Origin of the sequence: Microbacterium sp. (assembly GCF_031179285.1) — a bacterium.
Taxonomy (GTDB): Bacteria; Actinomycetota; Actinomycetes; order Actinomycetales; family Microbacteriaceae; genus Microbacterium.
Genome location: NZ_JAPSHY010000004.1, coordinates 182,437 through 197,046, shown reverse-complemented (window position 1 = coordinate 197,046; position 14,610 = coordinate 182,437). Strand labels below are relative to the sequence as shown.

The 14,610-nt window shown below is 67.4% G+C and carries 15 protein-coding genes; 8 read left to right on the top strand and 7 right to left on the bottom strand.

Annotated features, from left to right (window positions below):
• Positions 1-216: 216 nt before the first annotated feature.
• Positions 217-1,404, bottom strand: a complete 1,188-nt coding sequence (locus tag RIN18_RS04390) for a RimK family alpha-L-glutamate ligase (RefSeq protein ID WP_309102726.1) — start codon at positions 1,402-1,404, stop codon at positions 217-219.
• A gap of 17 nt (positions 1,405-1,421) precedes the next feature.
• Here RIN18_RS04390 and RIN18_RS04385 point away from each other — a divergent pair, with 17 nt between their 5' ends.
• The gene (locus RIN18_RS04385) at positions 1,422-1,910 is read left to right on the top strand and encodes an ATP-dependent zinc protease (RefSeq protein ID WP_309102725.1); all 489 of its coding nucleotides are present in this window, start codon (positions 1,422-1,424) and stop codon (positions 1,908-1,910) included.
• Positions 1,911-1,928: 18 nt separating this feature from the next.
• Here RIN18_RS04385 and RIN18_RS04380 read toward each other — a convergent pair whose 3' ends face one another.
• The gene (locus RIN18_RS04380) at positions 1,929-2,357 is read right to left on the bottom strand and encodes an RDD family protein (RefSeq protein ID WP_309102724.1); all 429 of its coding nucleotides are present in this window, start codon (positions 2,355-2,357) and stop codon (positions 1,929-1,931) included.
• A 122-nt stretch (positions 2,358-2,479) separates the two neighbouring features.
• On the opposite strand from RIN18_RS04380, the gene glnA (RIN18_RS04375) reads away from it, so the two are divergent.
• The 3 genes from glnA (RIN18_RS04375) to RIN18_RS04365 all read left to right on the top strand — a co-directional run bounded on the left by glnA (RIN18_RS04375) (position 2,480) and on the right by RIN18_RS04365 (position 4,646).
• Entirely contained in the window at positions 2,480-3,904 is a 1,425-nt protein-coding gene (glnA, locus tag RIN18_RS04375; protein ID WP_309102723.1) for a type I glutamate--ammonia ligase, read from the top strand.
• Positions 3,905-4,037: 133 nt separating this feature from the next.
• Positions 4,038-4,331, top strand: coding sequence for a hypothetical protein (locus RIN18_RS04370; protein WP_309102722.1), 294 nt, complete (start codon positions 4,038-4,040; stop codon positions 4,329-4,331).
• A gap of 27 nt (positions 4,332-4,358) precedes the next feature.
• Complete coding sequence (locus tag RIN18_RS04365; protein WP_309102721.1) at positions 4,359-4,646, top strand: hypothetical protein; 288 nt, start codon at positions 4,359-4,361, stop codon at positions 4,644-4,646.
• A 9-nt stretch (positions 4,647-4,655) separates the two neighbouring features.
• Here the strand turns inward: RIN18_RS04365 and RIN18_RS04360 are convergent, their stop codons facing one another.
• Positions 4,656-5,246, bottom strand: coding sequence for a helix-turn-helix domain-containing protein (locus tag RIN18_RS04360; RefSeq protein ID WP_375163490.1), 591 nt, complete (start codon positions 5,244-5,246; stop codon positions 4,656-4,658).
• Between the two features lie 67 nt (positions 5,247-5,313).
• On the opposite strand from RIN18_RS04360, the gene RIN18_RS04355 reads away from it, so the two are divergent.
• The 3 genes from RIN18_RS04355 (at position 5,314) to RIN18_RS04345 (ending at position 8,275) form a co-directional block, all read left to right on the top strand.
• Entirely contained in the window at positions 5,314-6,327 is a 1,014-nt protein-coding gene (locus tag RIN18_RS04355; RefSeq protein WP_309102719.1) for an NAD(P)/FAD-dependent oxidoreductase, read from the top strand.
• Positions 6,327-6,986, top strand: a complete 660-nt coding sequence (locus RIN18_RS04350; protein ID WP_309102718.1) for a class I SAM-dependent methyltransferase — start codon at positions 6,327-6,329, stop codon at positions 6,984-6,986. Before RIN18_RS04355 ends, RIN18_RS04350 begins: the two co-directional genes overlap by 1 nt.
• 185 nt (positions 6,987-7,171) lie before the next feature.
• Positions 7,172-8,275, top strand: a complete 1,104-nt coding sequence (locus RIN18_RS04345; protein ID WP_309102717.1) for an AI-2E family transporter — start codon at positions 7,172-7,174, stop codon at positions 8,273-8,275.
• Here RIN18_RS04345 and RIN18_RS04340 read toward each other — a convergent pair.
• Genes RIN18_RS04340 through RIN18_RS04325 form a run of 4 tightly spaced genes read right to left on the bottom strand, consistent with a single transcriptional unit; the run spans position 8,262 to position 13,755 of the window.
• Complete coding sequence (locus RIN18_RS04340) at positions 8,262-9,176, bottom strand: diacylglycerol kinase family lipid kinase (protein ID WP_309102716.1); 915 nt, start codon at positions 9,174-9,176, stop codon at positions 8,262-8,264. The two genes, RIN18_RS04345 and RIN18_RS04340, sit on opposite strands and share 14 nt — an antisense overlap.
• Positions 9,177-9,217: 41 nt before the next feature.
• A complete protein-coding gene (locus tag RIN18_RS04335; protein ID WP_309102715.1) occupies positions 9,218-12,193 on the bottom strand; it encodes a bifunctional [glutamine synthetase] adenylyltransferase/[glutamine synthetase]-adenylyl-L-tyrosine phosphorylase in 2,976 nt (991 codons plus the stop codon).
• Positions 12,194-12,199: 6 nt separating this feature from the next.
• Entirely contained in the window at positions 12,200-13,537 is a 1,338-nt protein-coding gene (gene glnA / locus RIN18_RS04330) for a type I glutamate--ammonia ligase (RefSeq protein WP_309102714.1), read from the bottom strand.
• A 2-nt stretch (positions 13,538-13,539) separates the two neighbouring features.
• Complete coding sequence (locus RIN18_RS04325) at positions 13,540-13,755, bottom strand: SPOR domain-containing protein (protein ID WP_309102713.1); 216 nt, start codon at positions 13,753-13,755, stop codon at positions 13,540-13,542.
• Between the two features lie 68 nt (positions 13,756-13,823).
• Here RIN18_RS04325 and ppgK point away from each other — a divergent pair, with 68 nt between their 5' ends.
• Positions 13,824-14,570 carry a polyphosphate--glucose phosphotransferase gene (gene ppgK, locus RIN18_RS04320; RefSeq protein ID WP_309102712.1) on the top strand — a complete coding sequence of 249 codons (747 nt, stop codon included), beginning with the start codon at positions 13,824-13,826 and terminating at the stop codon, positions 14,568-14,570.
• Positions 14,571-14,610 lie beyond the last annotated feature (40 nt).

The window sequence follows — 14,610 nt, the reverse complement described above, 5'->3', positions numbered from 1 at the left end:
AGCCTCGAACGCGGCCATCGTCTTCAGACGGTGGCCGCGTCTGCGTGGCGCCCTGAGGGTGAGACGCATTTCTCTGCGTGAGACACCACGCCTCACGCGATGTCTCACGCAGGACATGATGTGTCAGGCAACACGTGATGTCTCGCAGCAGGTGATGTCTCACGCAGCAGGTGATGTGTCACGCAGCATGTGATGTCTCACACGGAGATCGAAGCATCATTCCGAGAGCGGCTGGCGGGGAAGGCGACGCACCTTCGCCCGGCGCCGCCTGCGCTCGGGGATCATCGAGCGCATCTCCTCGAGCTTGCCGAAGCAGAACAGGCGGTCCTCCGGCTCCAGGACGACGTGCTTGCGCGGGTTCGGGATCACCGACACGCCACGGTGCAGGGTGAGCACCGTGATGTCGCGCTCCCAGAGTCCCGCCTCGCCCAGCGTCTTGCCGACGAGGTCGGCCGCCCCGTGCACGAGCAGCTCCGCGACGCCGTATCCGGTCGAGACCGTCAGTCGCTGGCGCACATCGATCTCGGGGAAGGCCACCTGACCTGCGATGTAGTCGATGATGGCGCCGGCGACGTCGAGGTTCGTCGCCATCTCGATGCCCTGCAGGCCCGGCGAGGAGTTGACCTCCATCACCAGCGGGCCGTCCTCGCCCTCGAGCATGTCGACCCCCGCGACGCGCAGCCCCATGATCTGCGCCGACCGCACTGCGGCTCTCTCGTAGATCGGGTCGAGCTCGACGCTCTCCACGGAGCCACCGCGATGCACATTCGAGCGGAACTCGTCTCCCGCGGCGGAGCGACGCATCGCGGCGACCACGCGGTCACCGACGACGAGGGCGCGGATGTCTCGCCCACGGCTCTCCGAGATGAACTTCTGGATCAGCACGTTCTGCTTCGTCGAGTGCAGGGTCTCGATGATCGCCTCGGCGACCTTCACCTGCGGGGCGAGAATGACGCCGATCCCCTGCGTGCCCTCAAGGAGTTTGATGACGACGGGCGCCCCGCCCACGCGCTCGATCGCCGGGCGCACATCGGCACGGTTGCGCACGAACGCCGTGGGCGGCATGGCGATGTTGTGCCTCGAGAGGATCTGGTTGGCGCGCAGCTTGTCGCGGGCGCTGGAGATGCCGTTGGCGGTGTTGGGCGTGTAGACGTCCATCTGCTCGAACTGGCGGACGACGGCGGTGCCGAAGTACGTGATCGAGTTGCCGATCCTGGGCAGGATCGCGTCGTAGTCGCTGAGCTGCCTGCCCCGGTAGTGCAGGTCGGGCTCGTCGGCGGTGAGGTCGATGGCGAAGCGGAGGGTGTTGAGGACTTTGACGTTGTGCCCGCGCTGCAGAGCCGCGGCCCGCAGGCGTTGGGTGGAATATGCCTGCGGCGCACGGGAGAGCACGGCGATCTTCACGGAGTTTTCCTGCCAGGATGTATCGGGTGAGTAGGTCGTCCCATTCAAACACCCTTACGGGGTGGCGAGAGTGGGTGAGCCTGCCGGACCTGGGCGTCGAGTGGCTGAAGGCCAAGATCGACACCGGCGCGCGGACCTCCTCGCTCCACGCCTTCGACATCCGGGAGTTCGATCGCGACGGTGCGTCGTGGGTGCGTTTCAAGGTCAAGCCCTGGCAGGACAGCCAAGAGGATGCCGTCGTCGTCGAGTGCCCGGTGCACGACCGCCGCATGGTGCGCAGCTCCTCGGGGCACACGCAGGCGCGCCTCGTGGTGAAGCTGCGGATCCGACTGGTCGAGCGGGAAGTGCTCGCCGAGGTGACGTTGAGCAACCGCGACCAGATGGGCTTCCGCATGCTCATCGGGCGCGAGGCGCTGCGCCGCGGATACATCGTCGACCCGGCGCGATCGTTTCTGGGCGGTCGTGCACCACGGGAAGCACGACGACGCAACCGCGGCCGCGACTGATCGACGGCCTGCCGTGACTCAGGCGCGGATGAGCACCGTGCCGACAAGCTTGTCGTGCAGTCCGCGCTGATCCTCGTCCCAGATGACAGCCGGGATGACGACGACGAGCAACAGGGTGCGCACGATCGGGCGCCACAGACCCACCCAGCTGCCGTCGAGCCGCGCCAGGCGCATCCCGAGGATGCGATGCCCGGGGCTTCCGCCGAGCGTCGGGACGAAGACGATCTGCAGCAGCGCGAACACGAGCATCGGGGCGAACTGCGTGAGGCCCGCCTCGGTGGGCAGGGCGAACTGATCGAAGCCGAGGAACGCGGTGGCGAGGATGGTCGCGGCGGTGTAGTCGATCACGAGCGCGCCGATGCGCCGGCCGATCCGGGCGACGCTGCGATGTCCCGTCCGAGGTAGTCCGAGGCGCTCTCCGGGGTAGGTGTTCACAGCATCCGTCACCTCCCCAGCCTACCCAGCGGCGTAACACGCCGGAAACAAAGCGGATACCGTGGGGAAACGGCCTCGCCGTACTGTGCAGAGTGGCCGTGAAGCCCCGATCCGCTATTCAGGAGTCGTTACCCATGTTCAAAGATTCATCTGAGGTGCTGAGCTACATCAAGGAGAACGACGTCAAATTCCTTGACATTCGTTTCACCGATCTGCCCGGCGTGCAGCAGCACTTCAACATCCCGGCGGCAACCGTCGACGAGGACTTCTTCGTCAACGGTCAGCTGTTCGACGGCTCCTCCATCCGCGGCTTCGCGAGCATCCATGAGTCCGACATGCAGCTCATCCCCGACGTCTCCACCGCGTACGTCGACCCCTTCCGCGAGGCGAGCACCCTCGTGATGCTCTTCGACATCTACAACCCGCGCACCGGCGAGATCTACTCGAAGGACCCGCGCCAGGTCGCGAAGAAGGCCGAGAAGTATCTCGCCTCGACCGGCATCGCCGACACCGCGTACTTCGCGCCGGAGGCCGAGTTCTACCTCTTCGATGACGTGCGCTACGAGGTCACCGCAGGCAAGAGCTTCTACCAGGTCGACTCCGAGGAGGCAGCGTGGAACGCCGGCCGCGAGGAGGAGGGCGGGAACCTCGCCAACAAGACCCCGTACAAGGGCGGCTACTTCCCCGTCTCCCCCGTCGACAAGACCGCCGACCTGCGCGACGACATCACCCTGAAGCTCATCGACGCCGGGTTCATCCTGGAGCGCTCGCACCACGAGGTCGGGACCGCCGGCCAGCAGGAGATCAACTACCGCTTCGACACCATGGTGCACGCGGCCGACGACATCCTGAAGTTCAAGTACATCGTCAAGAACACCGCCGAGCAGTGGGGCAAGGCGGCCACCTTCATGCCGAAGCCGCTGTACGGCGACAACGGTTCCGGAATGCACACGCACCAGTCGCTGTGGAACGACGGTAAGCCGCTGTTCTACGACGAGACCGGATACGGCCAGCTCAGCGACGTCGCTCGCTGGTACATCGGCGGCCTGCTCAAGCACGCGCACGCCGTGCTCGCCTTCACCAACCCGACGCTGAACAGCTACCACCGGCTGGTGAAGCACTTCGAGGCTCCGGTGAACCTCGCCTACTCCGCCGGTAACCGCTCCGCCGCGATCCGCATCCCGCTGACAGGCTCGAACCCGAAGGCGAAGCGCATCGAGTTCCGCGTGCCGGACGCCTCGGGCAACCCGTACCTCGCGTTCGCCGCGCAGCTGATGGCGGGCCTCGACGGCATCAAGAACCGCATCGAGCCGCTCGAGCCGATCGACAAGGACCTGTACGAGCTTCCCCCCGAGGAGGCGAAGAACATCCCGCAGGTGCCGAACTCGCTGCTGGATTCGCTGAACGCCCTCGAGGCCGACCACGACTTCCTGCTCGAGGGCGGCGTGTTCACCAAGGAGCTCATCGAGACCTGGATCTCGTACAAGTACGACAACGAGATCCTCCCCATGGCCCAGCGCCCGCACCCGTTCGAGTACGAGCTGTACTTCGGCGTCTGAGCGCTCATCCGACGACGCAGCAGCCCGCCCCGGCCACCCGCTGAGGCGGGCTGTTCCGTCGCCTTCTGCTTGCAGATCCAGGCATCGAACGCAACCCCGTTGGTTCCCTCATGGTTCTGAATATCGTGCTGGCATGGATGGTATGCAGACGATGGAGAGGACCGAGGTCGTCATCGACGGCGTGAGCCTCCTCCTGGCACAAGAACAGGATCTCGACGATCTGATTCAGCGCTTCGAGGCGGCGGCCAACGGGCCGGCACGCTTCGTGGAGTTCGTCGTCGTCGGAAACCGTCGCATGCGTGTGCTCATCACTCCCGGGGCACGCATCATGATCTCGACCACATCGGTGCCGTACGACCCCCGTGACACCGGAGACGAGTCCGCGCCATGGGGCGGCATGTTCGACCTGGAGACAGGCGTTCTCTAGTCAGCGCGCCCGGCTAGGGTGTCGCCTATGGACATTCCTGAGAAGGGCCGACAGGCAGCTCACGCGCTCATCGATGCGGTCTCGCACAACAGCGACGCGGAATCGCCCGACATCGCACAGGCTCACCGGCATCTCATGGACAGCGGTGCGTTGACGGCTGATGCGCCCGACGGAGCCCCGGCCTCGCTGGACCTGACCCATGTGCTCGGCGCGTCGCTCGTCGCGCTCGACTGGCTCGTCGACGAGGCCTCGCTCTCGTCCGGACGCTCGCGCGAAGAGGTGATCATCGCGCTTCGCGAGTACATCGACTCGTAGAACCGGTGGTCATCCGTCCAGTCCGGTGGACGGACGGGCGCGCAGGTGGATGCGCTTGCCCTCCTTGCTGAAGATCGAGAGGATCTCGGTCGGGCCGGACCCGACCGCCGCCAGCCAATGCGGGATGCGGGTGTCGAACTCGGCGGCCTCGCCCGGACCGAGCGTGACGTCCTGCTCGCCCAGGACGAGCCGAAGGCGCCCCGACAGCACATAGAGCCACTCCTGACCGTCGTGCACCTTCAGATCCGGCACCGGCGTGACTCCAGCCGGGTTCCCCGGGAACGTGATCTTGTACGTCTGCACCGGACTGCTCTCGGGGGAAAGCGTCTCGTACCAGGTCTCCCCCGTGCGCCTGGTGGTGCGGGCAACCCTCGGATCGGGCGCCTTGCGCGGCACGATGTCATCGAGCTCGAGCCTCAGCGCCCGGGCGATCGGCACGACGAGCTCGAGGTTCGGGGCGCGTTTGCCGGCCTCGAGCCGCGAGAGGGTGCTCGCGGAGATTCCTGTGGTTCGCGAGAGGTCGGCGAGGGTCATGCTGCGCTTCTCTCGCCAGTTCTTCAGCCGCGGGCCGATGAGGGCGAGCGATTCGTCGGGCACCATGCGATCCGTTCTTGCTGATTCAGCATGAATAGTTGCCATTAGAGTAGCACCGCTCCACGCTGGGATCATGACACGAGACACACTGAACTCCGAATCACCCTCACCGGACCGCGATGCCCAGCTCATCTCCGCCGAGCGCTGGGACGTCATCATCCTCGGCGGTGGCGCCGCCGGCCTCAGCGCTGCCCTGATCCTCGCTCGCGCGCGCCGTCGCGTGCTCGTGCTCGACGCGCAGGAACCTCGTAACCGGTTCGCCCCTCACATGCACGGCGTGCTGAGCCGCGACGGCTACTCGCCTCTCGACCTCGTCGCCGACGGGCGCCGCGAGGTACGCGCTGCGGATGGCGTCATCGTGCACGCTCGTGCAATCGAGGCCCGCGCAGTCGCCGACGGCTTCGAGGTCGACACCGACAGTGGCGCTCGCGCCACCGCTCGACGACTCATCGTGGCGACCGGGGCCCGCGACCGGCTCCCCGAGATTCCGGGGCTCGCCGAGCATTGGGGCCGCGGCGTCGTCGCCTGCCCCTACTGCGACGGATACGAGGCTTCCGGCCTCGCTATCGGCGTGCTCCTCGGCTCGGCCGCCGGCGTTCACAAAGCACACATGCTCCGCGCGTACTCGAGTGACATCACCGTGTTCACGACCCTCGTCGGGTCACTTCCGGAGCACGACCGGCGGGTCATCGAGCAGCGCGGTATGCGTCTGGAGGATCGAGCGGTCTCGCGCGTCATCTCGGACGGAGACCGGCTGACCGGCGTGGAACTCGCCGACGGCACATCGATTCCTCTCGACGTCGTGTTCGCCGAGCCCACCCTGCAACCCCTCGACGACGTGGTCGGCGGGCTCGGCGCCGACGTCACCGAGACGCCGCTCGGTCCGTGGACCGCCGTGGACGCCTTCGGGCGAACCAGCGTCGCCGGAGTCTGGGCAGTCGGCAATGCCGCCAATCCTGGGGCACTCGTTCCGATCGCGATGGGATCGGGCGCGACCGCGGCGCTCGCGATCAACGGGGAATTCATCGCCGAGGAGGTCGAAGCGGCAGCATCCCGCCTCGCCTCCGAGCAGCGAGTGAACGCCTGATGTCGCCGTCCGCCGAGGACGCCGTCACGGACGCCGCTGAATTCTGGGAGACGCGTTACCTCACGCATCGCGACGAGACCGGGAAGATGTGGAGCGGTCGCGTCAATGCGACCGTCGAACGCGAAGTCACCGGGATCCCGCCGGGCACCGCGCTGGAGCTCGGAAGCGGCGAAGGTGCGGATGCACTGTGGCTGGCAGCGCAGGGGTGGAAGGTCACGGCGGTGGACATCTCGGCAGCCGCGCTCGCCGTCGGGCAGGCACAGGCAGAACAGATGAGGCTCGAGGACCGCATCGATTGGATACGCGCCGATCTCGCGACCTGGCAGCCGCCCGGCGTGTACGACCTCGTGACGTCGGCGTTCTTCCACGCCCCCTTCGACTTCCCCCGCGAGGCCATCCTCCGCCGCGCTGCGGCCGCGGTCGCGCCGGGTGGACAGCTGCTCGTCGTCGGGCACGGGCCATTCGCACCGGGCACAGTCCACGGCCACGACATCGATGCTCCGCCTCTACCCACCTCCGACGAGGTGCTGGCCGCACTGGAACTGCCGGAGGACTGGGACGTCGAGACCGACGGGTTCGTGGAGCGGGTGGTCCGACGGCGCGATGGAACCGAGGTCACACTCACCGACACTGTGCTGCGCGTACGTCGAGGGCGCTGACCGGCAGCCGGTCCGAGAGCCCGCCTCATCATCTCGTCGAGGCGGGCTCTCTCGCGGCGCTCGGCGCTTCGTCAAGGGTCTTGGCCGCGCGACCGCCTAGTGTTCAGATGTCGGAAGTTGTCACACGATCGGGGAGACGAATGCGTCGACGCAGAACTGGCAGCAGCTCGGGGCTGCAGACGCTCATGCCGAGGAAGAACTCGCACTCGGGCGCCTGGAAGGTGAACCCGTTCATGTTCGGGCTCCTCGGGGCGCTGGGCGTTCTCGTCGCTCTGCTGATCGGCGGCATCGTCGGCCAGCTTGCGACCGTGCTCGTGTACATCGGCGTCGCGCTCTTCCTGGCACTCGGGCTCGACCCCATCGTCACGCTCATCGAGCGCAAGCTCCCCCGCCCCGCCGCCGTCGCGATCGTGGTCGTCGGGGTGCTGCTGGTCTTCGCCGGGATCATCCTCGCGATCGTGCCGCTTCTCATCGAACAGGTGACGAATCTGATCGAGAACGGCCCGCAGATGGTCGAGGACATCACCACGAGCGCCTGGTTCCAGGACCTCAGCGCGACGTTCGGGACGACATTCCAGGATGCCGCGACCGGCGTGCTCGACTTCATCCGTGACCCCGGGAATCTGGCCGACATCAGCGGAGGTGTCTTCGCGGTGGGTGCGGGGATCGCCGGCGGCGTCACCGCCGTGACCATCGTCCTCATCCTCACCCTGTACTTCATGGCGTCGCTGCGCAGCATCAAGCGCACTGCCGCCCGCTTCGTGCCGGCCTACCAGCGAGGACGCTTCAGCGGACTGCTCGAAGACGTCTCCGGCGCGGTCGGCCGTTACGTGATCGGGCAGGCCAGCCTCGCACTCATCAACGGCGTCCTGAGCCTGATCTTCCTCAGCATCATCGGCGCGCCCGTCCCGGCGCTTCTCGCCCTGCTCGCCTTCATCGGATCGCTGATCCCGCTGGTGGGCACGCTCAGCGCGTCGATCATCAATGCGCTCGTCTGCCTCGTCGTGTCGCCGGTGACCGCGCTCATCGCCTTCGGCTACTACCTGGTCTACATGCAGATCGAGGCGTACATCCTCAGCCCGCGCATCATGAGCCGCGCCGTCGCCGTCCCGGGTGCCGTCGTGGTGATCGCGGCCGTCGCCGGAGGCGCACTCGGCGGCATCCTCGGTGCGCTGGTGGCGATCCCGGTGGCGGCCAGCATCATCATCATCATTCAGAAGGTGGTGTTCCCGGCGCAGGACGACAAGACCGAGGCGCCGGACGGAGACCTGATCGTCAGTACACCCTGACGGCTGCGGGCTGGATACGTACCTCGAACGAGGTCACCTCCCCCATCTCTTCCCCGTCGACCTCGAACATCTGCGGCGAGTCGAGCTCCACCCGGATGCGCCCCGCCTGCAGATGGTTCGTCGAGTTCGTGTCGACCGCCTCCTGACCGTTGGTGAGGAATCGGCGCAGGCCGTTGTCCCAGATCACCGAGCGGACGGTGTCCATCCACTGCAGCGCGCCCTCCGAGCTGATCAGCAGCATGTCCAGAAGACCGTCGTCCGGGAGTGCGTCCGGGAGCAGCTGCAGACCCCCCTGGATCATGCCGCAGTTGCCGATCAGGAGGGTGTGCCCCTCGAGCTCAGCCGGCTCCCCGTCATCCAGTGTGAGAGTGACCCCGGTCATCTCGGTGCCGGCCAGGGCGCGCCCCATCGCCTCGACGTACGCGAACCACCCGGCGCGGTCCTTCAGGTCCTCGTCGGTCTCCACGAGCATCTGCGCATCCAGCCCGAATCCGATCATGACCGTGAAGGCCAGCTCTCTGCCGCCGTACGTCACCCATCCCAGATCGAGCGGCTGCGCCTCGTTCTCGCGGATGCGTTCGAGAGCGGCCGGTATGTCGTTCAGCGGGATGCGCAGGTTCCTGGCGAGAAGGTTCCCGGTGCCCTGCGGCACGACGCCCAACGCGACCTCGGAACCGGCGAGCCCCTCGGTCACGTGGCGCACGGTGCCATCTCCGCCGACCGCGATCACGACCTCGCATCCGGCCGCCACCGCTTCCGCCGCCATGCCGGTGCCGGGATCGTCAGCGGTGGTCTCCCACCACTGCACGGTGTCCCCGAATGCCTGCTCCACGGCCGCGCGCAGCTCTTCGCCGTCGGTCTTCGTGGGGTTCCAGATGACGCCGATGCGCTTTTCACTCATGGGGCAACTCTGCGGGCTCGGAGGTGTTCGCGCAAATCAGCTCAGCCGTAGAAGAGCTGCTCGAACGCACGACGTGCGCGGCGGGTGACAGCGAGGTAGTCCTCCTCCACTGCCGTGGCGGATCGGTCCGGATAGCCGAGCAGTCGCCCGATGGCGTCGAGCTGCCGCCGATCGGCAGGGAGCATGTCGCTCGTCTGACCGGTGAGGATGGTCATCGCCGACCGGAGCCTGCTCGCGAGCAGCCACGCCTCCCGCAGCAGGACTGCGGCGTCCGCAGGAATGAGGCTGGCGTCGACGGCTGCCTGCAGGGCGGTCAGGGTGGAGGTGGTCCGAAGGGCCGGCACGCGATCGGCGTGCTGCAGCTGCACGAGTTGCACGAGCCATTCGACATCGCTGAGAGAGCCGGGGCCGAGCTTCAGATGCCGTCGGGGGTCGGCGCCCTGAGGGAGCCTCTCCCCCTCGACGCGAGCCTTGATGCGCTTGATCTCGCGGAGCCCCTGCAGATCGACCGTCTCCGGGTAGCGGATCGCATCGGCCATCGCGATGAATTTCGCGATCAGCTTCGCACTCCCCGCGACGCCTCGCGCACGCAGCAGCGCTTGCGCCTCCCATGACAACGACCATCGGCGGTAGTACTCCGCGTACGCCTCGATCGAGCGCACGACCGGGCCGTTCCGCCCTTCCGGACGCAAGTCGGCATCGAGGTCGAGCGGAACACGGTGATCGGTCAGGTGCTCGCGAAGTCCCGCGACGATTTGCGCGGCCAGTGACTGCGCTCGCTGCGGATCGATGCCGTTCGCGTCGTACACGAACAGCACGTCCGCGTCCGACCCGAAGCCGAGTTCCGCCCCACCGAAACGCCCCATGCCGATGACGGCGAAGTCCAGAGCATCATCCTCTGGTCCCACCACTTCGCGCCGGACAGCGCGCAGGGCGGACTGGATGGTGGCGTCGGTGATCTCCGTCAGCGCGGTCGCGATCTCGTCGATCGACAGCACGCCGAGCACCCCGCCCATCGCGGTGCGCAGCAGCTCCCGCCTGCGGAGAGACCGGACGGCCCGCAGCGCGTCACCGACGGTCTCGTGACGTGTCTGGATCGCACGGGCCTCCTCGTCCAGCGCGGTGCGGGCGCGCGGTCGCAGGAGCTCTTCGCTGTCGAGCCACGCGACCGACTCCGGAATGCCCTCCATGAGCTCTCCGACGTACTTCGACGACGACAGCAGGCGCGTCAGGCTCTCCGCAGCGCCCGAGGAGTCCCGCAGCATCCGCAGGAACCACGGGGTGTCACCGAGTCGCTCGCTGATGCGCCGGAAGGCCAGCAGACCGTAGTCCGGATCGCTCCCGTCCGCGAACCACCGCACCATGACCGGCATCAGGTGGCGCTGGATCGTCTTCTTCCGGCTGATGCCACTGGTGAGAGCCCCGATGTGCCGCAGCGCCCCCGCCGGATCACGGAAGCCGATGGCGGCCAGGCGATCGCGTGCCTGCTCCGTCGACAGGGTCCGCTCCTCCTCCGGGAGCGAGGCCACCGCGCTGAGCAGCGGCCGATAGAACAGCCGGGTGTGGATGTCGCGCACCTCGCGCCGCACCGTCTCCCAGCGGGCCCACACCCCGTCGCCGGTGTCGGCGAGTCCCGTGCCGCGGGCGAGCACCCGCAGGCCGGCCGGTGTGCGCGGCATCAGATGGGTCCGGCTCAGCTCCCGCAACTGCAACCGGTGCTCCATCAGCCGCAGGATGCGGTAGTCGTCGGCGAAGATCGCCGCCTCGGCACGCCCGATATAGCCGCCCTCGACGAGAGCGTCCAGGCTCTCGAGCGTGCCGCGCGTGCGCAGCGACGCGTCGGTGAGGCCGTGGACGAGTTGCAGCAGCTGCACCGTGAACTCGATGTCGCGGAGCCCACCCGTTCCGAGCTTGAGCTGGTACGGCGCATCGGAGGGGTCGATGTGCTCCGTCACACGCTCGCGCATCCGCTGCACGCTGTCGACGAAATCCTCTCTCGCCGCACTCGACCAGACCTTCGGCTGCACAGCGGCGATGTACTCCGCGCCGAGGGCCGGATCGCCGGCCAGTGGCCGGGCCTTCAGCAGCGCCTGGAACTCCCAGCTCTTCGCCCAGCGATCGTAATAGGCGAGATGAGATGCGAGGGATCGCACGAGGGCTCCCTGCTTGCCCTCGGGACGCAGCGCGGCATCGACCTCCCAGAGGGGCGGCTCCACCGCGATGCCACCGAGTCCGCGCATCGTCTCTCTCGCGAGGCGTGTGGCGATGTCGATCGCCTTCGGCTCGGCGACGGCATCGTCGTCCGCCGTGCCGCCGACGAAGATCACGTCGACGTCGCTGACGTAGTTCAGCTCTCGCGCGCCGGCCTTGCCCATGCCGATGATGGCGAGTCGGGTCGCAGCGACCTCCGCACGCGGGAAGGTTTCGGCGACGTGTGTGCGGGCGACGGCGAGCCCCGCTTCGAGCGCGGCACCGGCGGCATCGGCGAGAGCGGCGGACACGGCGGCGACCGCTTCGGCAGGCCGATCCCTGCCGAGATCGTACGCGGCGATCGCTGCGATCGAGCGGCGGTAGGCGACACGCAGTGCCACGAGCGCTCCGTCATCGCCGCCGACGGCGAACCCGTCGTGGGCGCCGACTGCGGTGAGAAGACGCTCCCGCAACTGCTCCGCCGTCGGCAGTTCGTCGGACGCTTCGCCCAGAACCGAAACTTCGCCGGGATGACGCAGGAAGAAGGCGGCGAGTCCAGGGGACGCACCGAAGACGCGCCACAGTCGCCGACGCGCAGCGGGATCGTCGATCAGCGCGACCAGGGGTGCGGGGTCGCGCCGCGCGACCCGGAGCAGACCGAGCACCGCCGCATCGGGGTCGGCCGCCCCGACGTCTTCGAGCAGCAGCGAACGCTCGCGCCCGAGCAGCGTCGACAGCTCGGTGAGCCCGGCGGCTGCCTCGCTGAGGTCGGCGAACCCGAGCCGTGCCAGCGCCGAGAGGGAGACGGATCCGTCCGGACGGGCCATGGCGCCTCAGAGCAGCTCGAGGTTGCTCTTCAGCTCGAACGGCGTCACCTGTCCGCGGTACGCCTCCCACTCCTTGCGCTTGTTGAGGAGCACGTAGTTGAAGACCTGCTCGCCCAGTGTCTCGGCGACCAGCTCCGATGCCTCCATGTACTCCAGCGCATGGTCGAGGCTGGCCGGCAACGAAGCGTAACCGAGGGCACGTCGCTCGGCGTCGCTCAGCGACCAGACATTGTTCTCGGCCTCCGGCGGGAGTTCATAGCCCTCTTCGATGCCCTTGAGCCCTGCCGCGAGCATGAGCGCATACGCGAGGTAGGGGTTCGCGGCGGAGTCGATACCGCGGTACTCAACGCGCGACGACTGGCTTTTGTTCGGCTTGTACATCGGCACCCGCACGAGGGCCGACCGGTTCGAGTGGCCCCAGGTGACGAAGCTCGGCGCCTCGTCGCCTCCCCACAGCCGCTTGTACGAGTTGACGAACTGGTTGGTGACGGCGGAGATCTCGTTGGCGTGGCGGAGCAGGCCTGCGATGAAGTGGCGCCCGGTCTTGGAGAGCTGGTACTTCGCGCCCTCCTCGTAGAAGGCGTTCTGGTCGCCTTCGAACAGCGACATGTGCGTGTGCATGCCGCTGCCGGGCTGATCGCTCAGCGGCTTCGGCATGAACGTCGCGTAGACGCCCTGCTCGATCGCGACCTCTTTGATGACCGTTCGGAAGGTCATGATGTTGTCCGCGGTCGTCAGCGCGTCGGCGTATCGCAGATCGATCTCGTTCTGCCCCGGTCCCCCCTCATGGTGGCTGAACTCGACCGAGATGCCGAGGTCCTCGAGCATGCGCACCGATCGGCGGCGGAAGTCGTGCGCGGTGCCGCCCGGCACGTTGTCGAAGTATCCGGCCGAGTCGACCGGAATCGGGCCCTCCGGACCGAACGAGGACGACTTGAGCAGATAGAACTCGATCTCGGGATGAGTGTAGAACGTGAATCCGGCATCCGCCGCCTTCGCGAGCGTGCGCTTGAGCACGTGGCGCGGATCGGCGACCGCCGGCTGACCGTCCGGGGTGGTCAGGTCGCAGAACATGCGGGCCGTCGGATCGATCTCACCGCGCCAGGGCAGCGTCTGGAAGGTGGTCGGGTCGGGCTGCGCGAGCAGATCCGACTCATACGTCCTCGTCAGCCCCTCGATCGCCGAGCCGTCGAACCCGATGCCCTCGGCGAAGGCGCCCTCGACCTCGGCAGGCGCGATCGCGACCGACTTGAGGGTGCCGATGACGTCGGTGAACCACAGGCGGACGAACTTCACGCCGCGCTCCTCGATCGTGCGGAGCACGAAGTCCCTCTGCTTGTCCATGCTCACTCCTCGCCGGCGCCCTTGGCGGAACCCCAGCGTTCGTCCGCGGCTTCCTCCTCCGCCCAGGCGCGCGAACGCTCGGCGAGCTTCTCGGGGGCGTGGGTGGCCTCGGCCTCGGTGTCGAACGGGCCGACCCGGTCGACCGACGGCGAGATCTTGCCGAACTCGACTGTCCCGGTCTCGAGGTTGTACCAGTACTTCTCATCGCCGTCTGACATGGTCCGCCCTTCCTCAGCAACTGTCATCGATCCTAATGGCGCTCCCGCCGGTCGCTAAGCTATCGGCCATGGCAAAAGCGATCGGCGTCGACATCGGCGGCACGGGAATCAAAGCGGGAATCGTCGACCTCACGCACGGCACGATGGAGTCCGAGCGGGTGCGTGTTCCCACCCCCAAGGGAGCTTCACCTCAGGACGTCCTCGAGGCCGTGCGGACGGTGCTGAAGTCTCTCGACGTGCACGACTCGACCCTCCCGCTCGGCGTCGCCTTTCCCGCGATCGTCAAGCGAGGAAAGACGCTCTCCGCGGCGAACGTCTCGAAGGAATGGCTGGACTTCGACGCCGAGCGCTTCTTCCGCGACGGTCTCGAACGCAACATCGTGTTCGTGAACGACGCCGACGCCGCCGGCGTGGCAGAGGCAAGACACGGCGCTGCCAGAGACGTCCGCGGTCTGACGCTGCTGACCACCCTGGGCACCGGGATCGGCTCGGCGTTCCTCTACGACGGCGTGCTGATGCCCAACAGCGAACTGGGGCACCTGCACTTCGGCACGTACGAGTCGGTCGAACAGTGGGCAGCGACGTCGGCCCGGGAGCGTGAGGGCCTCAGCTGGGCGGAGTGGGCCGAGCGCCTGCAGGCGTTCTACTCCCATATCGAGTTCCTCTTCAGCCCCGACCTGTTCGTCGTGGGTGGCGGTGTCTCGAAGAACGCCGGCGACTTCCTTCCGCTGCTCGAGCTCAAGACACCGATCGTCCCGGCGATCCACCGGAACAACTCCGGCATCATCGGCGCGGCATCCCTGGCCGGCGACTGACCCCGAACCTGACGTACGAAGGCCCCGTGACTCTGCAGTC

Excerpts from the sequence above, each read along its gene's own strand:
- RIN18_RS04385 (WP_309102725.1), top strand. The coding sequence starts at position 1,422 with ATGTATCGGGTGAGTAGGTCGTCCCATTCAAACACCCTTACGGGGTGG.
- glnA (WP_309102723.1), top strand. The coding sequence starts at position 2,480 with ATGTTCAAAGATTCATCTGAGGTGCTGAGCTACATCAAGGAGAACGAC.
- RIN18_RS04370 (WP_309102722.1), top strand. The coding sequence starts at position 4,038 with ATGGATGGTATGCAGACGATGGAGAGGACCGAGGTCGTCATCGACGGC.
- RIN18_RS04365 (WP_309102721.1), top strand. The coding sequence starts at position 4,359 with ATGGACATTCCTGAGAAGGGCCGACAGGCAGCTCACGCGCTCATCGAT.
- RIN18_RS04360 (WP_375163490.1), bottom strand. The coding sequence starts at position 5,246 with ATGGTGCCCGACGAATCGCTCGCCCTCATCGGCCCGCGGCTGAAGAAC.
- RIN18_RS04355 (WP_309102719.1), top strand. The coding sequence starts at position 5,314 with ATGACACGAGACACACTGAACTCCGAATCACCCTCACCGGACCGCGAT.
- RIN18_RS04350 (WP_309102718.1), top strand. The coding sequence starts at position 6,327 with ATGTCGCCGTCCGCCGAGGACGCCGTCACGGACGCCGCTGAATTCTGG.
- RIN18_RS04345 (WP_309102717.1), top strand. The coding sequence starts at position 7,172 with ATGCCGAGGAAGAACTCGCACTCGGGCGCCTGGAAGGTGAACCCGTTC.
- RIN18_RS04340 (WP_309102716.1), bottom strand. The coding sequence starts at position 9,176 with ATGAGTGAAAAGCGCATCGGCGTCATCTGGAACCCCACGAAGACCGAC.
- RIN18_RS04335 (WP_309102715.1), bottom strand. The coding sequence starts at position 12,193 with ATGGCCCGTCCGGACGGATCCGTCTCCCTCTCGGCGCTGGCACGGCTC.
- glnA (WP_309102714.1), bottom strand. The coding sequence starts at position 13,537 with ATGGACAAGCAGAGGGACTTCGTGCTCCGCACGATCGAGGAGCGCGGC.
- RIN18_RS04325 (WP_309102713.1), bottom strand. The coding sequence starts at position 13,755 with ATGTCAGACGGCGATGAGAAGTACTGGTACAACCTCGAGACCGGGACA.
- ppgK (WP_309102712.1), top strand. The coding sequence starts at position 13,824 with ATGGCAAAAGCGATCGGCGTCGACATCGGCGGCACGGGAATCAAAGCG.